Below are 15542 nucleotides of genomic sequence, written 5' to 3'. Positions count from 1 at the left end.
AGAGGTTAGGAGCCTTAGCAAGGAATACTTGTATTCTTTTCTCAAATTTCCTTCCCCAAGTTATATAAGCAAATATCTCTATTTTGCTAGATTTAAATCAGCAGCGTTTTCACTGGCGCTGCTTTGAAAAAATTGAAGGAATACATGGCTGGACACGATATAATCGTTGTCGGAGCATCAGCAGGTAGAGTTGAAGCCCTTACTTATCTGGTAAAAAACTTACCTCCAGATATAAAAGCTGCTATACTTATCGTTCTTCATGTCCCGGCTCACGGTACGAGCGTTTTACCCCGCATCCTAAGTAGATCTGGAAATTTACCAGTATCTCATGCTAAAGATGGCGACGCCATTATTCAAGGACGAATTTATGTTGCTCCGCCAAACTATCATTTATTAGTAAAGTCTGGATATTTGAGCTTATCACGGGGAGCAACAGAGAACAGCCATCGTCCGGCTGTTGATCCGTTGTTTCGGACAGCAGCGCGAAGCTACGGACGGCGGGTGGTTGCTGTGGTACTAACAGGTGTACTTGACGACGGTACAGCAGGACTGATGGCGGTGAAAATGCGTGGTGGAGTAGCGGTAGTTCAACATCCCGATGATGCTATGTATAGTGGGATGCCACGCAGTGCGATCAAGAACGTAGACAAGATAGACTATATTCTGCCGTTAGCGGACATTCCATCTATTTTGGTAGAGCTATCTGAGATTTCTGTGGAAGAGGAAGTAGATAACTCTGTACCAGATGAAATTGAATTTGAATCTGATATAGCGGAGTTGGATATGGATGCTGTAGAAAATGGCAATAGAGTTGGTGAACCATCAAGTTTTTCCTGCCCTGCCTGTGGTGGTACTCTTTGGGAAATTCAAGATGGAGATTTGTTACGATTTCGCTGTCGCACGGGGCATGCTTTCTCTTCTGAAAGCCTTTTGGCAGAGCAATCTGATGCTTTGGAGGATGCTTTGTGGATTGCTTTGAGGGCGCTGGAAGAGAAATCTTCTCTGTCACTTCGCATGGCTCAACGAATGCGCGCTCGCAATCATGATTTATCCGCCAAACGATTGGAAAAGGATGCCAAAGAAGCCAAAAAACGCGCTGCTGTAATTAGAGATGTACTAGTAAAAAAAGATGGTGTGGGAGAACAAAGTATAGCTTCTGAGTTAGAAAGCGAAACAGTAATTCATGATTTGAATGACATATAAATACATAGTTGTACTTGCGTCATCTGCCGGTGGGCTAAAAGCCTTAAGTCGGGTTTTATCAAGCTTGCCATCAGATTTTCCTGCGCCAATTGTCCTAGTACAGCATCTCAGTCCGCAATATCCGAGTATGTTGGCAGATATTTTTAGTAGGTGCTGCTCGTTGGTAGTCAAGGAAGCACATACAGGTGACATTTTACAATCAGGTACGGTATATATTGCTCCTCCCGACCAACATTTACTAATTAATTTAGATGGGACTTTGTCTCTTGCTCATACACAAAAAGTACGCTATGTCCGCCCTGCTGCGGATGTGTTGTTTAAGTCTGCAGCCACAAGTTTTCATGAAGGGGTAATTGCTGTTGTTCTAACTGGTAAAGATAGTGACGGCGCAGCAGGAGTACAGGCAGTAAAAGAGATGGGCGGTATAGTCATTGCTCAAGATCGAGCTAGTTCAGAATTTTTCAGTATGCCTGATGCCGCAATTAGTACTGGAGTTGTAGATTATATTTTGCCTTTGGATGCGATCGCCGCTACTTTACTTAACTTAGTTAATAAATAACTTTTGATTTTTTATATACAATTGTTCTGTTTACGTAAGTTCCTAAACATAACATTTTTTACATTGCTAAACATTTAGTTAGCTAAAATTTTCTATCTGTCAAGTTTTCTTAACATATTGATCAAAGATTTTGACTTAGTAAATATTACATAGCGTTATGAGTACCACGGATGCCAATCCTGAGCTAGAAAACCTTTTAGAATACATCAAACGTAACCGTGGTTTTGATTTTAGGGGTTACAAACGCACTAGTTTGAGCCGTCGAATTCGCAGACGGATGCAAACTTTTGGTATTGAAAATTACAGTGAATATTTAGATTATTTGGAAGTACATCCGGACGAGTTTGTTGAGCTTTTCAATACCATCTTAATTAATGTCACAGGTTTTTTTCGCGATGCAGAGGCGTGGGAATACATAGCAAATGAAATTATTCCCCGGATGATTGCTAACAAGCCTATTACTCAGCCGATTCGGATATGGAGTGCGGGATGCGCTTCTGGGGAAGAAACATACACCATAGCCATGTTGCTAGCTCAAGCTTTGGGCATGGAACAGTACACCGCACGAGTCAAAGTTTTTGCTACTGATGTGGATGTGGAGGCTTTAGAGTATGCTCGTCATGCAAATTACAGTCCGAAAGAGATCCAAACTATTCCTTCAGAACTACTAGAAAAGTATTTTGAACGAACAGGTGGGCGCTATACAGTACAAAAAGAACTGCGTCGCGGCGTAATTTTTGGTCGCCACGATTTAGTTCAGGATGCACCCATTTCTAGAATTGACTTGTTGGTGTGTCGCAACACCTTGATGTATTTCAATTCCGAAACTCAAGCTAGAATTCTTGATCGCTTTCACTTTGCCCTGCACGATCACGGCTTTCTATTTTTGGGCAAAGCAGAAATGCTATTTGCACGTAACCACTCTTTTACACCCCTAGACTTGCGGCGACGTATATTTACTAAAGTAGCAAATGGCAATCGCCGCGATATGTTGCTGAGTATGACTCAACCAACTAGCCAGCAATCTCACTTTGATATAGTTGATCACAAAAGCCGCGTTAATCAAGCCGCCTTCGAGATCGATCCGATCGCTCAGGTGATAGTAGATACCCACAATTCGCTAGCGTTAGCCAACGAACAAGCCCGCACTTTATTTAATATTAATCCTAGGGATCTAGGTCGTCCCTTGCAAGATTTAGAAATTTCTTACCGACCGATAGAGTTGCGATCGCCTATTGACCAAGCTAGTACAAACCGTCGTACTGTAATTTTGAAAGATGTAGAGTGGTCAATTGTAGAACAAGAAGCCAGATATTTTGACGTACATATCATACCATTAATCGATAGCAGCAGTGAGGAGTTATTAGGCGTAAAAATTGTCTTCACCGATGTTACCCGATTTAAACAGTTACAAAACGACCTAGTACACGCCAATCAAGAACTGGAGACGGCTTATGAAGAACTCCAATCAACCAACGAAGAACTAGAAACTACCAACGAAGAACTCCAGTCTACTGTTGAAGAATTAGAAACTACTAATGAAGAACTCCAGTCTACCAACGAAGAACTGGAGACGATGAACGAAGAATTGCAATCAACCAACGAAGAACTGCATACACTTAATGACGAACTGCGTCAGCGCAGTGATGAATTAGTTCAAGTCAATACTTTTTTAGAATCTATTCTGGCTGGCTTACAAAGTGGAGTTGTTGTTCTCAACCAAGATTTGCAAATTCAAATTTGGAACTATCGTTGTGAAGATCTTTGGGGTGTACGTGCTGATGAAGTTAAAGGCAGACACTTTCTTAACTTGGATATTGGTTTACAAGTTGAGCAACTCAGACAGCCAATTCGCTATTGCCTGCTAGGAGAGTCACCAGATCCAGAAGTGATTCTAGAAGCCACAAATCGTCGTGGTAAGTCAATTTTGTGCAAAGTTACCTGCACCCCATTGCGTGCCTTGGGTGCAACCAGAGAAATTCAAGGGGTGATCTTGTTAATGGAGGAAGTGGGCAGCGCAGAGTGAAGACAAGGGGATAAGGTAATTAATTTGCTACTACTCTAGGCAATTGAACACAGAAAGTTGAACCTTCGCCCAATTGACTTTTTACGGTGATCGCTCCGTTCATCAAGCGCACTAACTTATCTACTATAGATAGTCCCAAACCAGTACCATTATGTTTACGTGTGAGAAACTGATCAACTTGTCGAAATTCCTGGAAAATGTTTTGTAAATCAGCTTCAGCGATCCCGATTCCTGTATCTTGAACTGATAGCGTTATGATGTCTTTTGTTAGTTCTTGCACTTCTACAGTGACACTACCCACCTCAGTAAATTTGATGCCATTGGAAAGCAAGTTAATCAAAATTTGCCGGACACGATTAATGTCGTTAATAACGATGGGATCTTGCAGTTGTACGTGAATGTGTAAAGTCAGATTTTTCTGTTCAGCCAAACAATGCAGTTCTTCTGTTACTGTAGTTACTAGTTCTGCTAAGTTAAATTCTTCCAGTTTTAACTCCAACCGCCCTGCTTCGAGCTTAGAGAAGTCAAGAATATCTTCGATCAGCGCTAGCAGGTGTTTGGCACTATTGATGATGCGTTCCACCATACTTCTCGCTTGAGGAGAGAAATGGTTGTATTGCGGACGTAACAACAGTTGCGAAAAACCCAATATGACATTCATAGGGGTACGCAATTCATGAGACATCATCGCCAAAAAGTGCGATTTTAGCTTTGCTGCTTCTTGTAGTTGTAAGTTCTGGAGCTGCATAGCCCGAATTTGTTGTTCTATGTGCTTGCGAAGGCTAATGTCTCGTACTAGCCAGCGCCATTCCTTTGGGTTGCCTAGCTCGTCACGAATTGTAGCAATACTAATTGCAGCATCAAAGCAAAGCCTTTCTCGTGTTTGCATTTGGATTTCCCAATCTTGGATTTGTTCCAAATTGTGTAGTTGAGATAACTTGCAACGAAAGGCTCGACGCTGATTTTCAGGGATAAAGTTAATAAGCAGTTTACCTCTGAGGAATTTTGGTGAGATTTTGAATAGATTCGCAGCAGTAAGGTTAGCTTCTATAATTTTTCCTTCAATATCAGTTACTAAATACGCATCTGGTGCAAAATCAAACAATTCTTGGTAACGCTTGCGCTCTACTTCCAAGGCTTGACGAGCAATCAGTAATTCTTCATTTTGTTGGCGTAGCTCTTCTTCAGCCACATGAAGTTCTTCTAATGCTGTGTTTAGTTCCTCAAGTGACTCTTGTAACAGTGGCGATGGTGCTTCAGACGAAGAGTAGGCTTGGGTATTTAATTCACTTGCCCGTTGATGGACAATGTCTACTTGTTGGGCAAACTTGTAAGCATTCACGCTGCAACCTCCTTTGAACATAATAGTTTTTAAATAAAATTTATTAAATTTGTTATCAATTCACATCAGCACTAGGGAAAAAGAGTTTTCTATTCCTTCAGCTTCTAAAAGAGAAACAGTCTACCTACATAAGGGTTAAACGATAAATCAAAATTAAGCTTTGAAAAATCAGCTATCGGACATAATTACCTTAAAAACAAGGATAAAAAACAAAATATCTCCGAATTCTCATAATTATGTGTGTTTATGGTTATTATCTAAGGAGATGAAAATTGAAAAATTTTTCCTTGGTCTAAGTGTTGTAATCGCCTCCCAAGCTTTTATTAGTATTCAATCTTTGAATATATCCTGAAAGCACAGGTGATAAATACATCTCTGACATTTCAAAATAAAGTTTTTGAAAGTATAAAGTGTTAGTTTTTCAGTTTTGATTTAGACAACCTCCTCAGGGCATAATTTTTTTGCACCTTTACTGTTAGGGAATTTATCTTTGTCGATATAAAACAGTCTTTTGATTTACAATGACAAATCTCTTAATCTTTTGTATCCCCTCAATAGTGAGAAAAACCAACTTCTAAAGTATGAGTTGGACTATATCTTGAATAGTAATTACGGAACTTAAAAACTTTAAGATTAAAAAATATCTACGGTTGTCGCCATAACAGAGGAGCCAATGCAGTGGTGAACCAGAACTGCCACAGCCATATAAACTAAACCAAACCTGCGGGCTAATTAAGCTCAGTAAGGTGCGATCGCGAACTTATTAACAATTTATAAAGAAAATCTTAAATAGTAATATACTGATTCTCGCTCTCTTAAACTCTCAATTTCTTACATAGTGACATAATGGTAGTAAACTGAGAATCCATCACTATTTTGTTACTTTCAGCAGAGAATAATCTCTAAACCTTTTTATTGGATAGTTTCTCAAAAAAATAAATAATTCTAATGCAAAATATAAGATAAAAAAATAATACGTGGAACAGCTAAATTAAATGTAGAATTTATACTAAAGTCCCCAAACTTCTTTAAGAAGTCGGGGATGTGTATTTTTTAGAGGATATCAAATTACTACTTGCGTAAAAGGGTAGATAAAGAAGTTTGTTTACGAATATCTAGGCTTCCGGCTAGAGATTCTTCGTGATTCTGGTTAAAATTTTCTTCTGGTGGTAGAACTGTTACCACTGGACTTTTTTCGTCTGGCATTGTAAATGTTTTACGTGCTGATCGCGGTACAAATACTGGTAAATTTTTAGTAGGAGGCGGTTCCAGTTTTGGGAAGGGGCGCTGTGTAGAGCGTGATTGAGAGCGCCTATTATTTCTGTGGATTTTTCGTTGTTTAATTGGATGATTTAGTAAGCGGAAAATTATCAAGCATCCGCTTGCACAACTCAGAGCGATCGCAGCTATCATCCATAAGGGTAGAGGATTATTAGATGCATTGGCAGTTTGAGCATATGCAGTGGCTGCTGATTCTAGCTCAAATTCTTGTAGCGCGGCTGTGTCTTCTGAAGTTTGCGGCTCTATATGTCCTACATAACCAAGACTGTACAGAGCTACAGCAGCACTAGACAAAAAAGTCACCAGTGTACCACCCAACAATAGCCAAGGATATTGCGTAAGTAGATTGATCAGAGAAATCTGTCTAGTGTTTCTTATTTTTTCGGGTGCAGGTGTTTGTACTGCCAGTGGCTCCTGTACACTCTGAGTGTTTTTCATGACTACTTGTGAGACTTCCCTCTTGTTTTTTGATTGTACCGAAGGGCAAGCTATCACGTATCCGTAACAAAACATCAAATTAAAGTAGCCTTTTTATAAGAATTAGACTAGATAATTTGATGTTTTTTGTCAGAAAATAGTATTTTTTGCTACTGTTTGCTCTTTGAATGGCAAAATCTGTACTTTTATTCTCTGTCCTTTGAAACAGAGTGTCTTTCTATAGCTAGTTGAATTAATCGATCAACTAATTCTGGAAAGGAAACACCACTGTGTTCCCACAGTAAGGGATACATACTTGTTGCTGTAAAGCCTGGTAAAGTATTTACTTCGTTAATGAGAACTTCGCCTGTGGCTTCTACGTAAAAAAAGTCAACTCTTGCCAATCCAGCAGCGTCAATGGCTACAAAGGCTTGCAAAGCCATTTCCTGAATTTGACGAGTCACTGCATCTGATACTTTAGCGGGTATTACTAAATCTGCCTTACCTTGTGTATATTTAGTTTCATAATCATAGAAGTCACTACTATAAGTAATTTCACCTACGACAGAAGCTTTAGGTTGATCGTTTCCTAAAACAGCACACTCTAATTCTCTGGCTATGACTCCAGCTTCGACAATAATCCGGCGATCATAACTGGCGGCATTATCCAATGCTGTCTCTAATTCTTGGCGCGATCGCACTTTAGCAATTCCCACTGATGAACCTAAATTTGCAGGCTTGACAAAGCAGGGATAACCCAAATCTAATTCGATTTGATCACACAGTTTGGGGAAAACACAAGGATTAGACCAAATTTGAGAACGATTAACCGCCAGATATTTTACTTGCGGTAATCCAGCTTGGGCAAAGGCCATTTTCATGACTATTTTATCCATGCCCATTGCCGATCCCAATACCCCAGAGCCAACAAAAGGCACTTGCATCAATGTGAGTAAACCTTGAATGGTGCCATCTTCGCCATTCGGCCCGTGTAGAATGGGAAACCAAACATCAACTTCTGCAACTTGAGAAGGAGATTGCCAACGACTCAAAGACAGGCGATCGGCGGTTGATAATTGCGAACTATCACTTTCTAATTGATTTTCTTGAGGCTCAGGCGTAGAGCCAGGCAGTTGTAATGGCTTTCCTGATTCTAAGACTTGATGCGATACATTTCCTGCCAACCAACGTCCATCTTTTTGAATGTAGAAAGGCAGAATTTCGTATTTACTGGCATTTTGCTCTGTACTCAAAGCTTTGGCGATCGCCCTTGCTGAATTAATTGATACCTCATGTTCGCCCGAACAACCGCCAAACAGCAATCCTACCCGCAGCTTAGTCATTTGAAATACCTTATATCACTCCGCAATTGCAGATAGCCTATCACAATTAGGATGGGGACTGGGGATTAGGGATTAGAGGAGGAAATAGGGAAGATGGAGAAGATAGGGGAGATGGGGGAGAATTTACTCTTATTACTTCCTCACCTCCCTCACCTCCTTATCCCCTTGTCTTCTTCCCGATCCTCAGCTACCACCAGCCCAAGTTACCCATTTGTGAGATAAGCCAGTATGCAAGATTGTTCCACTCATCTCTTTGTCAGTGAGGATTGCTCCTGTTAAATCTACACCATTAAGTTCAGCTTCAGCTAAGTGTGTTTCAATCAAATTTGTTTGACTGAGATTGGCTCCAGATAAATCAGCGCCACTCAATTCTGCTTCACTTAGGTTTGCCCTGATTAAATTTGCTCTAATTAGATTGGCACCCCGCAAATCTGCACGACTTAAGTTTGTTTCTTCTAAATTGACATTAATTAAATCTGCTCCGATGAAGTTAGTTTCGCTTAGGTTTGCACCATTCAGATTTGCCCCTGTTAAATCTGCATCAGTCAGATTTGCTCGACTGAAGTTGCATCTACTCAAATCCGCTCGACTCAAATCCGCTCCGCTCAAGTCAGCTCCACAGAAATTTGCACCACTTAAATCAGCTTCACCAAGATTTGCTTTATGCAGGTTTGCACCATTAAAATCTCTTTCTCCTGCTGCGTATCGATTTAGGAGTATATTAACGTCCATAATTATCTCCCTCGCAATTATTACAAATCAGCAAGTTTAGTAATGAGTTTTACTCTACTCAAACCACACCAAATATTGAGTTGTCAGCAATTGGTATTTCTTTTGCTAAAACTTTGTAATATTATTCTGCTAGAGTTTTGGAAATATGGAACGCTTACTTAATGGAAATATGCATAATTTAGGAAAGTCTTGACAAGTTTCCTGTTAATAATTCAAAAAACTATTTTATTTGAATTTTTATTAATATTTCTTATCGAATAGTTATAATTCCTAAACTAATGAAACTTTGTACAATTAGTGACGAAAACCAGACTTGGTGATTTGTTTAAACTATTTATTCACTAATATGGGACACTATACTATAACTTAGTCAAAAATGGCTGAATTTTTTGCTACTTACGGTTCTTTAATTGTCTCTATGGTGCTGGGGGCGCTGCTTGGGCTATCGCTGTATCTACCGCTCATGGCAGGACAGTTATCTTTGGCAAGTCCCGGCTTTTATGCTTTGGGTGGATACATAGCAGCAATTCTATCTACAAAAGCTTTTACCTCGACCAGTGATTTATTCCCAATTCCACTACTATTATTGGAAATGTTAATTGCTGGTGTAGTTTCTGGTTTGTTGGGAGTTTTGGTGGGAGTTCCGGCATTACGGTTGCGGGGAATTTATTTAGCGATCGCCACTATTGCTTTTGTAGAAGTATTGCGTGTAATTTCTCTCAATTTAGAGATTACGGGCGGTGCGGTGGGAATTTTTGCCATTCCTCAACCTTTCCAAACTCCAATCGAGTATTTGTGGATTGCCTTACCGTTACTAATAATTAGTATGGTGTTAATTTATCGTCTGGAACGCATCCGTGCCGGTAGAGCTTTCACCGCAATTCGTGAGGATGAGTTAGCAGCAAGTGCAATGGGAATCAACTCAACTTACTATAAAGTTTTAGCTTTCACATTAGGAGCTATTTTAGCTGGAGTAGTTGGTGCAATTAGCGCTCACTTTCTAAATACATGGAATGCCCGTCAAGGTACATTTGATGCCAGTATTATTTATCTAACTTTTGTCTTAATCGGTGGTTCCAGAACTTTTTTGGGAGCTGTGTTAGGAGGAATGCTATTTACAGCCCTGCCAGAAGTTTTAAGAAGTATAGCTGATACAGGTGGTTTACCAGATTGGTTAGCACAATTTTTACGAGATGGTAGATTAATTATTTTTGGTTTATTAATAGTGTTAGGAACAATATTTTTCCCTCAAGGGCTTGTCACTCCAGATATATTTAAAAAACGCAAGCCGAGAAATAAGCATAGTAGTAAATTATCAAGTTGAATGAATTTTTATTAGTTATCAATGAGAGATGATTTATAAGGGAAAAGAGCCAGAGGCTCTATTTCTCGTTACCAGGTTCAACCTGGTAACAAGGTTTTGTGGGCTGCTGCCTCCAGGCTGTTTAATAATATATTTAAAACCTATGAATTAATAACGCCAAAAACAATGTCATACGAAATTTTAGAATCGAATAATACTATTATCTTAGATGCAAAATCCCTCACTCGTAGGTTTGGGGGATTAGTAGCAGTGAATAATGTATCTTTTACAGTCAATAAGCATGAAATTTTTGGACTGATTGGCCCTAACGGCGCTGGTAAGACAACACTGTTTAATTTAATTACAGGCCTAATTCCACCTTCTAGCGGACAATTAATATATCAAAACAAAGAAATTTCTAAACGTCGTCCCCATGAAATTGCTAGTTTAGGTATTGCTCGAACCTTTCAGAATATTCGTCTTTTTGGTGAACTTTCAGCGCTAGAAAATGTAATTATTGCACGCCATTTGCATACTCATAGCAATATGCTCACAGGTGTTCTAGGAATACCGCCAGCACCTAAAGAAGAACGTAAAAATCAGCAGATGGCTCTAGAGTTATTAGAATTAGTTGGATTAAATAAACGCGCAGACGAAAAAGCCAAAAACTTTGCTTATGGCGATCAGCGTCGATTGGAAATTGCTCGCGCTTTAGCCCTAGAACCGCAAATCTTACTTCTTGATGAACCAGCAGCCGGAATGAACCCCAACGAGAAACAATTACTCAGTGAGTTTATTGGCAACTTACGCGATCGCTTCAACTTAACGATAATTCTAATTGAGCATCACGTCCCCTTAGTGATGGGATTGTGCGATCGCATTGCCGTTTTAGATTTTGGGCAATTAATTGCTTTGGGTGAACCAGCAGTAGTTAGAAATAATCCGGCTGTGATTGAGGCGTATTTAGGAAATGAATAAACTTTACTTAAATAGTGCATTAAACAATTATTTGTCAGTTTGAAACAATTGATATCCAAGATTGAATTAGGTATGCTGTGGTCTGGTTACTTTCCATGTACTATCGTATATTTTAGGGAGATAGTAATGCCTACCACAGCACAGGTGCTGAAATGTTTTCAAATATGTTGTGACCTTACCAGTAAGTATTGTTCTATCGACTTGATAACTTTGGATAAGCGTACTAGAAATGTGGTTATCCTTGCAAAAGAGGAGATTAATATTGAGATTGAACCTAGTGGAGAGTGGAGATTTGTATGAGTATAAAACCAAATTTTGATACTATGACCACAAGCGAACTGAGAGCTTATGTTTTAGAACATCGGGATGATGAAGAAGCCTTGTATGCCTATCTTGACAAGCTGCATGCTGAGAATCCAAATTCACGAGTATATAAACCGGAAGATAGTGTAACTGAAGCAGTAACAGAATATTTGCAGGATAAAAGACAAAAGGGAGTCTAGACAGATCTGCCAAAGCTTGCCTTGTACGCTTACTTCCACAGACACACAGCTAAAAGACTAATTATAACTGCGAGTTTATTGGCAACTTGCCCGATCGCTTCAACTTAACGATAATTATGATTGAGCATCACGTCCCCTTAGTAATGGGATTGTGCGATCGCATAGCAGTTTTAGATTTTGGGCAATTAATTGCTTTAGGTGAACCAGCGGTAGTTAGAAATAATCCGGCAGTAATAGAGGCGTATTTGGGAAATGATTGAAGAAAAAGCCAGAATTCAAGCTGCTTAAGGTGAAGTATCAAGCGACATAGTTTCAATCGCAACAAGTTCATATCCAGCATCGGCTGGTGACACAACTGAAATAAAAACCAATGGCTCGTCATCGTGATTGAACACTCCATGCACGCAACCATTATGAGCAACTACCACATCCCCTGCAAAAATCGGCTTTGTAGTGCCAGCTTGATCCAAATAATATTTTCCCTTCCCGCTCAGAATAGTCCAGGTATCTTGCCCATGAGGGTGAATGTGTGGGGCGATTTCCTGCCCCGGTTTGATGTACCAGGCTACAACAACAGCATCCTTGGATTCTGTAACAACCGAACGAATAGGTTCCCCATCTGTTGGCTGAAGAAATTTAGAACTGTTGAATATTCTAGTCATGTCAAGATTTCTGAGCATTAGCTAGGTTGATAATTGCTTGTATGGAAGCCCGCGCTTGTAGGCTGTTACGCCAACAAGTTGACTGAAGCATTTGAGAGATTTGCATCGTGACATCATCGACATTGGCTGATTGCAGCTCCTTTAAAGAGGAAAAACCAGCTTGTTCGAGTCGCTGAATAACTTTTTCTCCTACTCCTTTGAGTCTCAGCATCGATTGCTTTTCGCGATCGGGGAAAGGCATTGTGTTTAAACTCCGGCAAGAGAAGAATATGTCAAGACTATCTAGACAGTAAGGGAAGAGATTTCTAAAGTAAAGTAGCTACAAAGTAAAATGATGAAAAATAAACAAACACAGGCGGAACGTAAATCGTTGGATTATTACCTAAACTTGAATTATCCAATCACTTTGTATCCTGATACTGAAGAAGGTGGATACGTTGCCGAAATAAAAGATTTATCGGGATGCTTAACTCAAGGTGAAACATTGGAAGAAATAATTGATAATATCGCTGAAGCACGCGAATTGTGGATTGAAACTGTCTATGAAAATGGAGATGAAATTCCTTTACCTAGCACAGAAATCAATGATAGTTTTGATTTACAAATGCGGATACCCAAAGCATTGCACCATAGCTTATCAGTATTAGCCCAAAGGGAAGGAATGAGTTTGGACAAATATATTTTGTCTGTATTGGCTGAGGTGAATGATAAAATATTGGCAAGATAATGAAACTAAAATAATATTAGATGTTAAGTATTATTCTTGGTATTGTTCAACCTGTTTAGCAGCCTATTTTTGTGCTTTAAATTCAAGAAGTTTAGCTAAAAAAGGAGATGAATTTTTATCATACTCTGCTCTGCTTCGGCTTGCTTGCAGTAGTCTAACCAATTTTCTACATACTTACTTACAGTTTTCAGGTTTGCTAGATAGTACAAAATTGTGGCATAAACTTGTTCTAGGGTTAGTGTGTGGAATTTTTTGGCTATTTCTTCTGCTGTTTTAGCTTTATAAATGTACTCATAAAGGATATTTTCAATTCCTGCACGTGTGCCTTTTAATCGTATATCTTCTGGAGATAAAAACTCAAAATAATTTTCTAGTTGCATTGTGATTAATCCTTATAGTTATACTTTCATAGTACAAGGTAATACCAATTAAAAAAATTGTACGTTCTGTAAGATCCTCGACTTTTCCAAGAAGTGGGGAATCTGTGTTGTACGATTATTTATGTTGACTTACTTAAATTAATTTTATAAACTTAACTCTTGAAAAAAAATTCAGATCGCTTCGCTCGCAAAGGGTAAAGAAAAAAAGGTAGAGATTAAAAGAGAATAAAGTGTCAAAGGCTAAGAAGTCCTCGACGTAAGAATACCGCACACTACCCGAAATCCGACGTTTTTCTCGGCGTCGGTGATTTTAGCCCAACCGCGGTTAGCAGAACGGCAGAAATGAGGAGCGTAGGGCCATGAACCACCGCGCATCAGGCGAATAGAAGATGTATCAATCCACGCCCTACCATTAACAGGCGCTCCTTTATAGCTGTCATGCCAAGTATCTTGACACCACTCCCAAACATTGCCGTGCATATCGTATAAACCAAAAGCGTTGGGTGGAAAACTCCCTACATCTGTTGTTTGTTTTCTATATTGACCTTTTGGTGCAGAGGCGTAAGTGTAGTTTCCGTCGTAGTTTACTAAATCGGTGGTAATTGTTTCGCCAAAGTAAAAGGGTGTAGTTGTGCCAGCACGACAAGCATATTCCCATTCGGCTTCGCCAGGTAGTCTATAGGTGCGTCCCGTTTTCTGGCTTAGGCGTTTGCAGAATTCTACAGCATCATTCCAAGACACTTGTTCTACAGGTTGTTTTCTCCCTTTGAAATAGGAAGGGTTACTATCCATGATTGCCTGATACTGTGCTTGGGTGACTTCATACTTGCCCACGAAAAAACTAGGAACTGTAACTTGATGTTGTGGCCCTTCGTTCAGCTCTCTTTCTTTTTCCCCTGCTGGTGAACCCATGAGAAATGTACCACCTGGTATCTGTATCATCTCTAAAGTGACACCATTTCCTAAGTCTTCTACGAAGTATTTTGCTTGGCGGTTTTGACGGTTGGTGATATTCCCCCGCGCATCAATGGTGACAGTTTCAAATTTAAAAGTTTTTAGGGAAGATGAAAGATTTGGAAAAATTTTTGCAAATACATAAGCTAGAAATTTTACAAAAGGTTTAATACCCATCAACACAGCAACACCAGCAACAATTTTAATTAATTTACGGCGTGGCCATGGTGATTTAACAGTTGGTGGGAGGGAAGTATAATTCCGACTGGGAGGGTTTTTCAGCAACTCCAACCATTCTTTCATGGTTTGGGGGCGGTCTTGTGGTTCTAGTTCCATCCCCTTGAGAATTGCCTGATTTAAGTCATTACTGACACTAGGGATGTGTTGCTGTGGTGGAACTAAGGTGGCACTGTATAACTTGCGGTCAAGGGAAGTCGCAGGGCGTTAACCTGTGACGGAATAATATAAAGAAGCAGCCAAAGAGTAAACATCGACACGTGGCTCTCGACCGCCGCTCCTTTGCTCGTAAGGCATAAAAGCTTCATTACCAAAAAACTTTGAACTGACTGTGGTGGGTACAATTTCGCCAGCAATGCCAAAGTCAATCAGTACTGCTTTACCATCTTGCTGCACCATAATGTTACCAGGGTGAGCATCGCGATGTACTAACCCTGCTTGGTGTACTACCTTCAATGCTTCGCCGATTTGGCGTATATATTGAACAGCTTCGTCGGTAGGTAATGCTCCCCGTTGCTGCACTAGATTAAATAAATTCTCTCCTTGGAGAAAATCCATTACTAGACAGTATGTGTCGCCCTCACAAAAAAAATCCCTGACGCGTACAATATTGGGATGTTTGGTTTCTTCATAAAGCTTTTCTAGTCGCTGCCCTTCTTCAATGAATCGCTTGACGTATTTAGGATATTCTGGATCGTGTTGCAGGCTTTCGTTAGGCGTTTTAATCACCACAAGGTTATTCAGGAATTTGTGTCGTGCTTTATAAGTAATCCCGAATCCTCCTTGCCCCAGGACTTGTTCGATAATGTACTTATCGCCCTGCAACTTGTGTCCAGCTGCCCAAACCATTGGTTATGACTTTAATACTGTAAGGTTGATTATGCCACAACCAAAT

Annotated in this window: 17 protein-coding genes and 1 pseudogene; 9 read left to right on the top strand and 9 right to left on the bottom strand. The window is 39.8% G+C overall.

Features of this window, described 5'->3' with window-relative positions:
- The first annotated feature begins 144 nt into the window (after window positions 1-144).
- The 3 genes from QUB80_RS01445 (at window position 145) to QUB80_RS01435 (ending at window position 3788) form a co-directional block, all read left to right on the top strand.
- Entirely contained in the window at window positions 145-1203 is a 1059-nt protein-coding gene (locus tag QUB80_RS01445; RefSeq protein ID WP_289787713.1) for a chemotaxis protein CheB, read from the top strand.
- Window positions 1193-1762 carry a chemotaxis protein CheB gene (locus QUB80_RS01440; RefSeq protein ID WP_289787712.1) on the top strand — a complete coding sequence of 190 codons (570 nt, stop codon included), beginning with the start codon at window positions 1193-1195 and terminating at the stop codon, window positions 1760-1762. The genes QUB80_RS01445 and QUB80_RS01440 overlap by 11 nt, the downstream gene beginning before the upstream one ends.
- 157 nt (window positions 1763-1919) lie before the next feature.
- Entirely contained in the window at window positions 1920-3788 is a 1869-nt protein-coding gene (locus QUB80_RS01435; protein WP_289787711.1) for a CheR family methyltransferase, read from the top strand.
- A 19-nt stretch (window positions 3789-3807) separates the two neighbouring features.
- Here the strand turns inward: QUB80_RS01435 and QUB80_RS01430 are convergent, their stop codons facing one another.
- From QUB80_RS01430 to QUB80_RS01415, 4 genes are all read right to left on the bottom strand, one after another.
- The gene (locus QUB80_RS01430; protein ID WP_289787710.1) at window positions 3808-5130 is read right to left on the bottom strand and encodes a sensor histidine kinase; all 1323 of its coding nucleotides are present in this window, start codon (window positions 5128-5130) and stop codon (window positions 3808-3810) included.
- 1071 nt (window positions 5131-6201) lie between these two features.
- Window positions 6202-6849 carry a hypothetical protein gene (locus tag QUB80_RS01425; RefSeq protein ID WP_289787709.1) on the bottom strand — a complete coding sequence of 216 codons (648 nt, stop codon included), beginning with the start codon at window positions 6847-6849 and terminating at the stop codon, window positions 6202-6204.
- Between the two features lie 185 nt (window positions 6850-7034).
- Window positions 7035-8171: a D-alanine--D-alanine ligase family protein gene (locus tag QUB80_RS01420; protein WP_289787708.1), complete on the bottom strand. Its 1137-nt coding sequence runs from the start codon at window positions 8169-8171 to the stop codon at window positions 7035-7037.
- Between the two features lie 183 nt (window positions 8172-8354).
- Window positions 8355-8903: a pentapeptide repeat-containing protein gene (locus QUB80_RS01415; RefSeq protein ID WP_289787707.1), complete on the bottom strand. Its 549-nt coding sequence runs from the start codon at window positions 8901-8903 to the stop codon at window positions 8355-8357.
- Window positions 8904-9279: 376 nt separating this feature from the next.
- Between QUB80_RS01415 and QUB80_RS01410 the strand changes: the two genes are divergently transcribed.
- The 5 genes and pseudogenes from QUB80_RS01410 to QUB80_RS01395 form a co-directional block, all read left to right on the top strand.
- Window positions 9280-10227 (top strand): branched-chain amino acid ABC transporter permease, encoded by a 948-nt coding sequence (locus QUB80_RS01410; protein ID WP_289787706.1) that lies wholly within the window; start codon window positions 9280-9282, stop codon window positions 10225-10227.
- Window positions 10228-10392: 165 nt separating this feature from the next.
- Entirely contained in the window at window positions 10393-11184 is a 792-nt protein-coding gene (locus tag QUB80_RS01405) for an ABC transporter ATP-binding protein (protein WP_289787705.1), read from the top strand.
- Window positions 11185-11256: 72 nt separating this feature from the next.
- Window positions 11257-11484 carry a DUF6888 family protein gene (locus QUB80_RS35165; RefSeq protein WP_502875268.1) on the top strand — a complete coding sequence of 76 codons (228 nt, stop codon included), beginning with the start codon at window positions 11257-11259 and terminating at the stop codon, window positions 11482-11484.
- Window positions 11481-11687 (top strand): DUF6887 family protein, encoded by a 207-nt coding sequence (locus QUB80_RS01400; RefSeq protein ID WP_502875267.1) that lies wholly within the window; start codon window positions 11481-11483, stop codon window positions 11685-11687. Before QUB80_RS35165 ends, QUB80_RS01400 begins: the two co-directional genes overlap by 4 nt.
- A 71-nt stretch (window positions 11688-11758) precedes the next feature.
- A pseudogene (locus tag QUB80_RS01395) lies at window positions 11759-11947 on the top strand (ABC transporter ATP-binding protein C-terminal domain-containing protein); the annotation flags it as partial.
- Window positions 11948-11971: 24 nt separating this feature from the next.
- Here the strand turns inward: QUB80_RS01395 and QUB80_RS01390 are convergent.
- Both QUB80_RS01390 and QUB80_RS01385 read right to left on the bottom strand, forming a co-directional pair.
- Window positions 11972-12349 (bottom strand): cupin domain-containing protein, encoded by a 378-nt coding sequence (locus QUB80_RS01390; protein ID WP_289787703.1) that lies wholly within the window; start codon window positions 12347-12349, stop codon window positions 11972-11974.
- Window position 12350: 1 nt separating this feature from the next.
- Window positions 12351-12590, bottom strand: coding sequence for a helix-hairpin-helix domain-containing protein (locus QUB80_RS01385; RefSeq protein ID WP_289787702.1), 240 nt, complete (start codon window positions 12588-12590; stop codon window positions 12351-12353).
- A 90-nt stretch (window positions 12591-12680) separates the two neighbouring features.
- Here QUB80_RS01385 and QUB80_RS01380 point away from each other — a divergent pair, with 90 nt between their 5' ends.
- Window positions 12681-13076 carry a type II toxin-antitoxin system HicB family antitoxin gene (locus tag QUB80_RS01380; protein ID WP_289787701.1) on the top strand — a complete coding sequence of 132 codons (396 nt, stop codon included), beginning with the start codon at window positions 12681-12683 and terminating at the stop codon, window positions 13074-13076.
- A 95-nt stretch (window positions 13077-13171) separates the two neighbouring features.
- Here QUB80_RS01380 and QUB80_RS01375 read toward each other — a convergent pair whose 3' ends face one another.
- The 3 genes from QUB80_RS01375 to QUB80_RS01365 form a co-directional block, all read right to left on the bottom strand.
- Entirely contained in the window at window positions 13172-13456 is a 285-nt protein-coding gene (locus QUB80_RS01375) for a DUF433 domain-containing protein (RefSeq protein ID WP_336622301.1), read from the bottom strand.
- Between the two features lie 240 nt (window positions 13457-13696).
- Window positions 13697-14746: a formylglycine-generating enzyme family protein gene (locus QUB80_RS01370; RefSeq protein WP_289787700.1), complete on the bottom strand. Its 1050-nt coding sequence runs from the start codon at window positions 14744-14746 to the stop codon at window positions 13697-13699.
- Window positions 14747-14854: 108 nt separating this feature from the next.
- A complete protein-coding gene (locus tag QUB80_RS01365) occupies window positions 14855-15496 on the bottom strand; it encodes a serine/threonine protein kinase (RefSeq protein WP_289787699.1) in 642 nt (213 codons plus the stop codon).
- Window positions 15497-15542 lie beyond the last annotated feature (46 nt).

The organism is Chlorogloeopsis sp. ULAP01 (assembly GCF_030381805.1).
In the GTDB taxonomy this organism is placed as follows: domain Bacteria; phylum Cyanobacteriota; class Cyanobacteriia; order Cyanobacteriales; family Nostocaceae; genus Chlorogloeopsis.
The sequence above is the reverse complement of the archived record's forward strand: the minus strand, read 5'-3'. Positions and strand labels throughout refer to the sequence as shown.

Excerpts from the sequence above, each read along its gene's own strand:
- QUB80_RS01410 (WP_289787706.1), top strand. The coding sequence starts at position 9,280 with ATGGCTGAATTTTTTGCTACTTACGGTTCTTTAATTGTCTCTATGGTG.
- QUB80_RS01400 (WP_502875267.1), top strand. The coding sequence starts at position 11,481 with ATGAGTATAAAACCAAATTTTGATACTATGACCACAAGCGAACTGAGA.
- QUB80_RS01385 (WP_289787702.1), bottom strand. The coding sequence starts at position 12,590 with ATGCCTTTCCCCGATCGCGAAAAGCAATCGATGCTGAGACTCAAAGGA.
- QUB80_RS01405 (WP_289787705.1), top strand. The coding sequence starts at position 10,393 with ATGTCATACGAAATTTTAGAATCGAATAATACTATTATCTTAGATGCA.
- QUB80_RS01415 (WP_289787707.1), bottom strand. The coding sequence starts at position 8,903 with ATGGACGTTAATATACTCCTAAATCGATACGCAGCAGGAGAAAGAGAT.
- QUB80_RS01440 (WP_289787712.1), top strand. The coding sequence starts at position 1,193 with ATGACATATAAATACATAGTTGTACTTGCGTCATCTGCCGGTGGGCTA.
- QUB80_RS01370 (WP_289787700.1), bottom strand. The coding sequence starts at position 14,746 with ATGGAACTAGAACCACAAGACCGCCCCCAAACCATGAAAGAATGGTTG.
- QUB80_RS01425 (WP_289787709.1), bottom strand. The coding sequence starts at position 6,849 with ATGAAAAACACTCAGAGTGTACAGGAGCCACTGGCAGTACAAACACCT.
- QUB80_RS35165 (WP_502875268.1), top strand. The coding sequence starts at position 11,257 with ATGCTGTGGTCTGGTTACTTTCCATGTACTATCGTATATTTTAGGGAG.
- QUB80_RS01365 (WP_289787699.1), bottom strand. The coding sequence starts at position 15,496 with ATGGTTTGGGCAGCTGGACACAAGTTGCAGGGCGATAAGTACATTATC.
- QUB80_RS01375 (WP_336622301.1), bottom strand. The coding sequence starts at position 13,456 with ATGCAACTAGAAAATTATTTTGAGTTTTTATCTCCAGAAGATATACGA.
- QUB80_RS01390 (WP_289787703.1), bottom strand. The coding sequence starts at position 12,349 with ATGACTAGAATATTCAACAGTTCTAAATTTCTTCAGCCAACAGATGGG.
- QUB80_RS01380 (WP_289787701.1), top strand. The coding sequence starts at position 12,681 with ATGATGAAAAATAAACAAACACAGGCGGAACGTAAATCGTTGGATTAT.
- QUB80_RS01445 (WP_289787713.1), top strand. The coding sequence starts at position 145 with ATGGCTGGACACGATATAATCGTTGTCGGAGCATCAGCAGGTAGAGTT.
- QUB80_RS01435 (WP_289787711.1), top strand. The coding sequence starts at position 1,920 with ATGAGTACCACGGATGCCAATCCTGAGCTAGAAAACCTTTTAGAATAC.
- QUB80_RS01420 (WP_289787708.1), bottom strand. The coding sequence starts at position 8,171 with ATGACTAAGCTGCGGGTAGGATTGCTGTTTGGCGGTTGTTCGGGCGAA.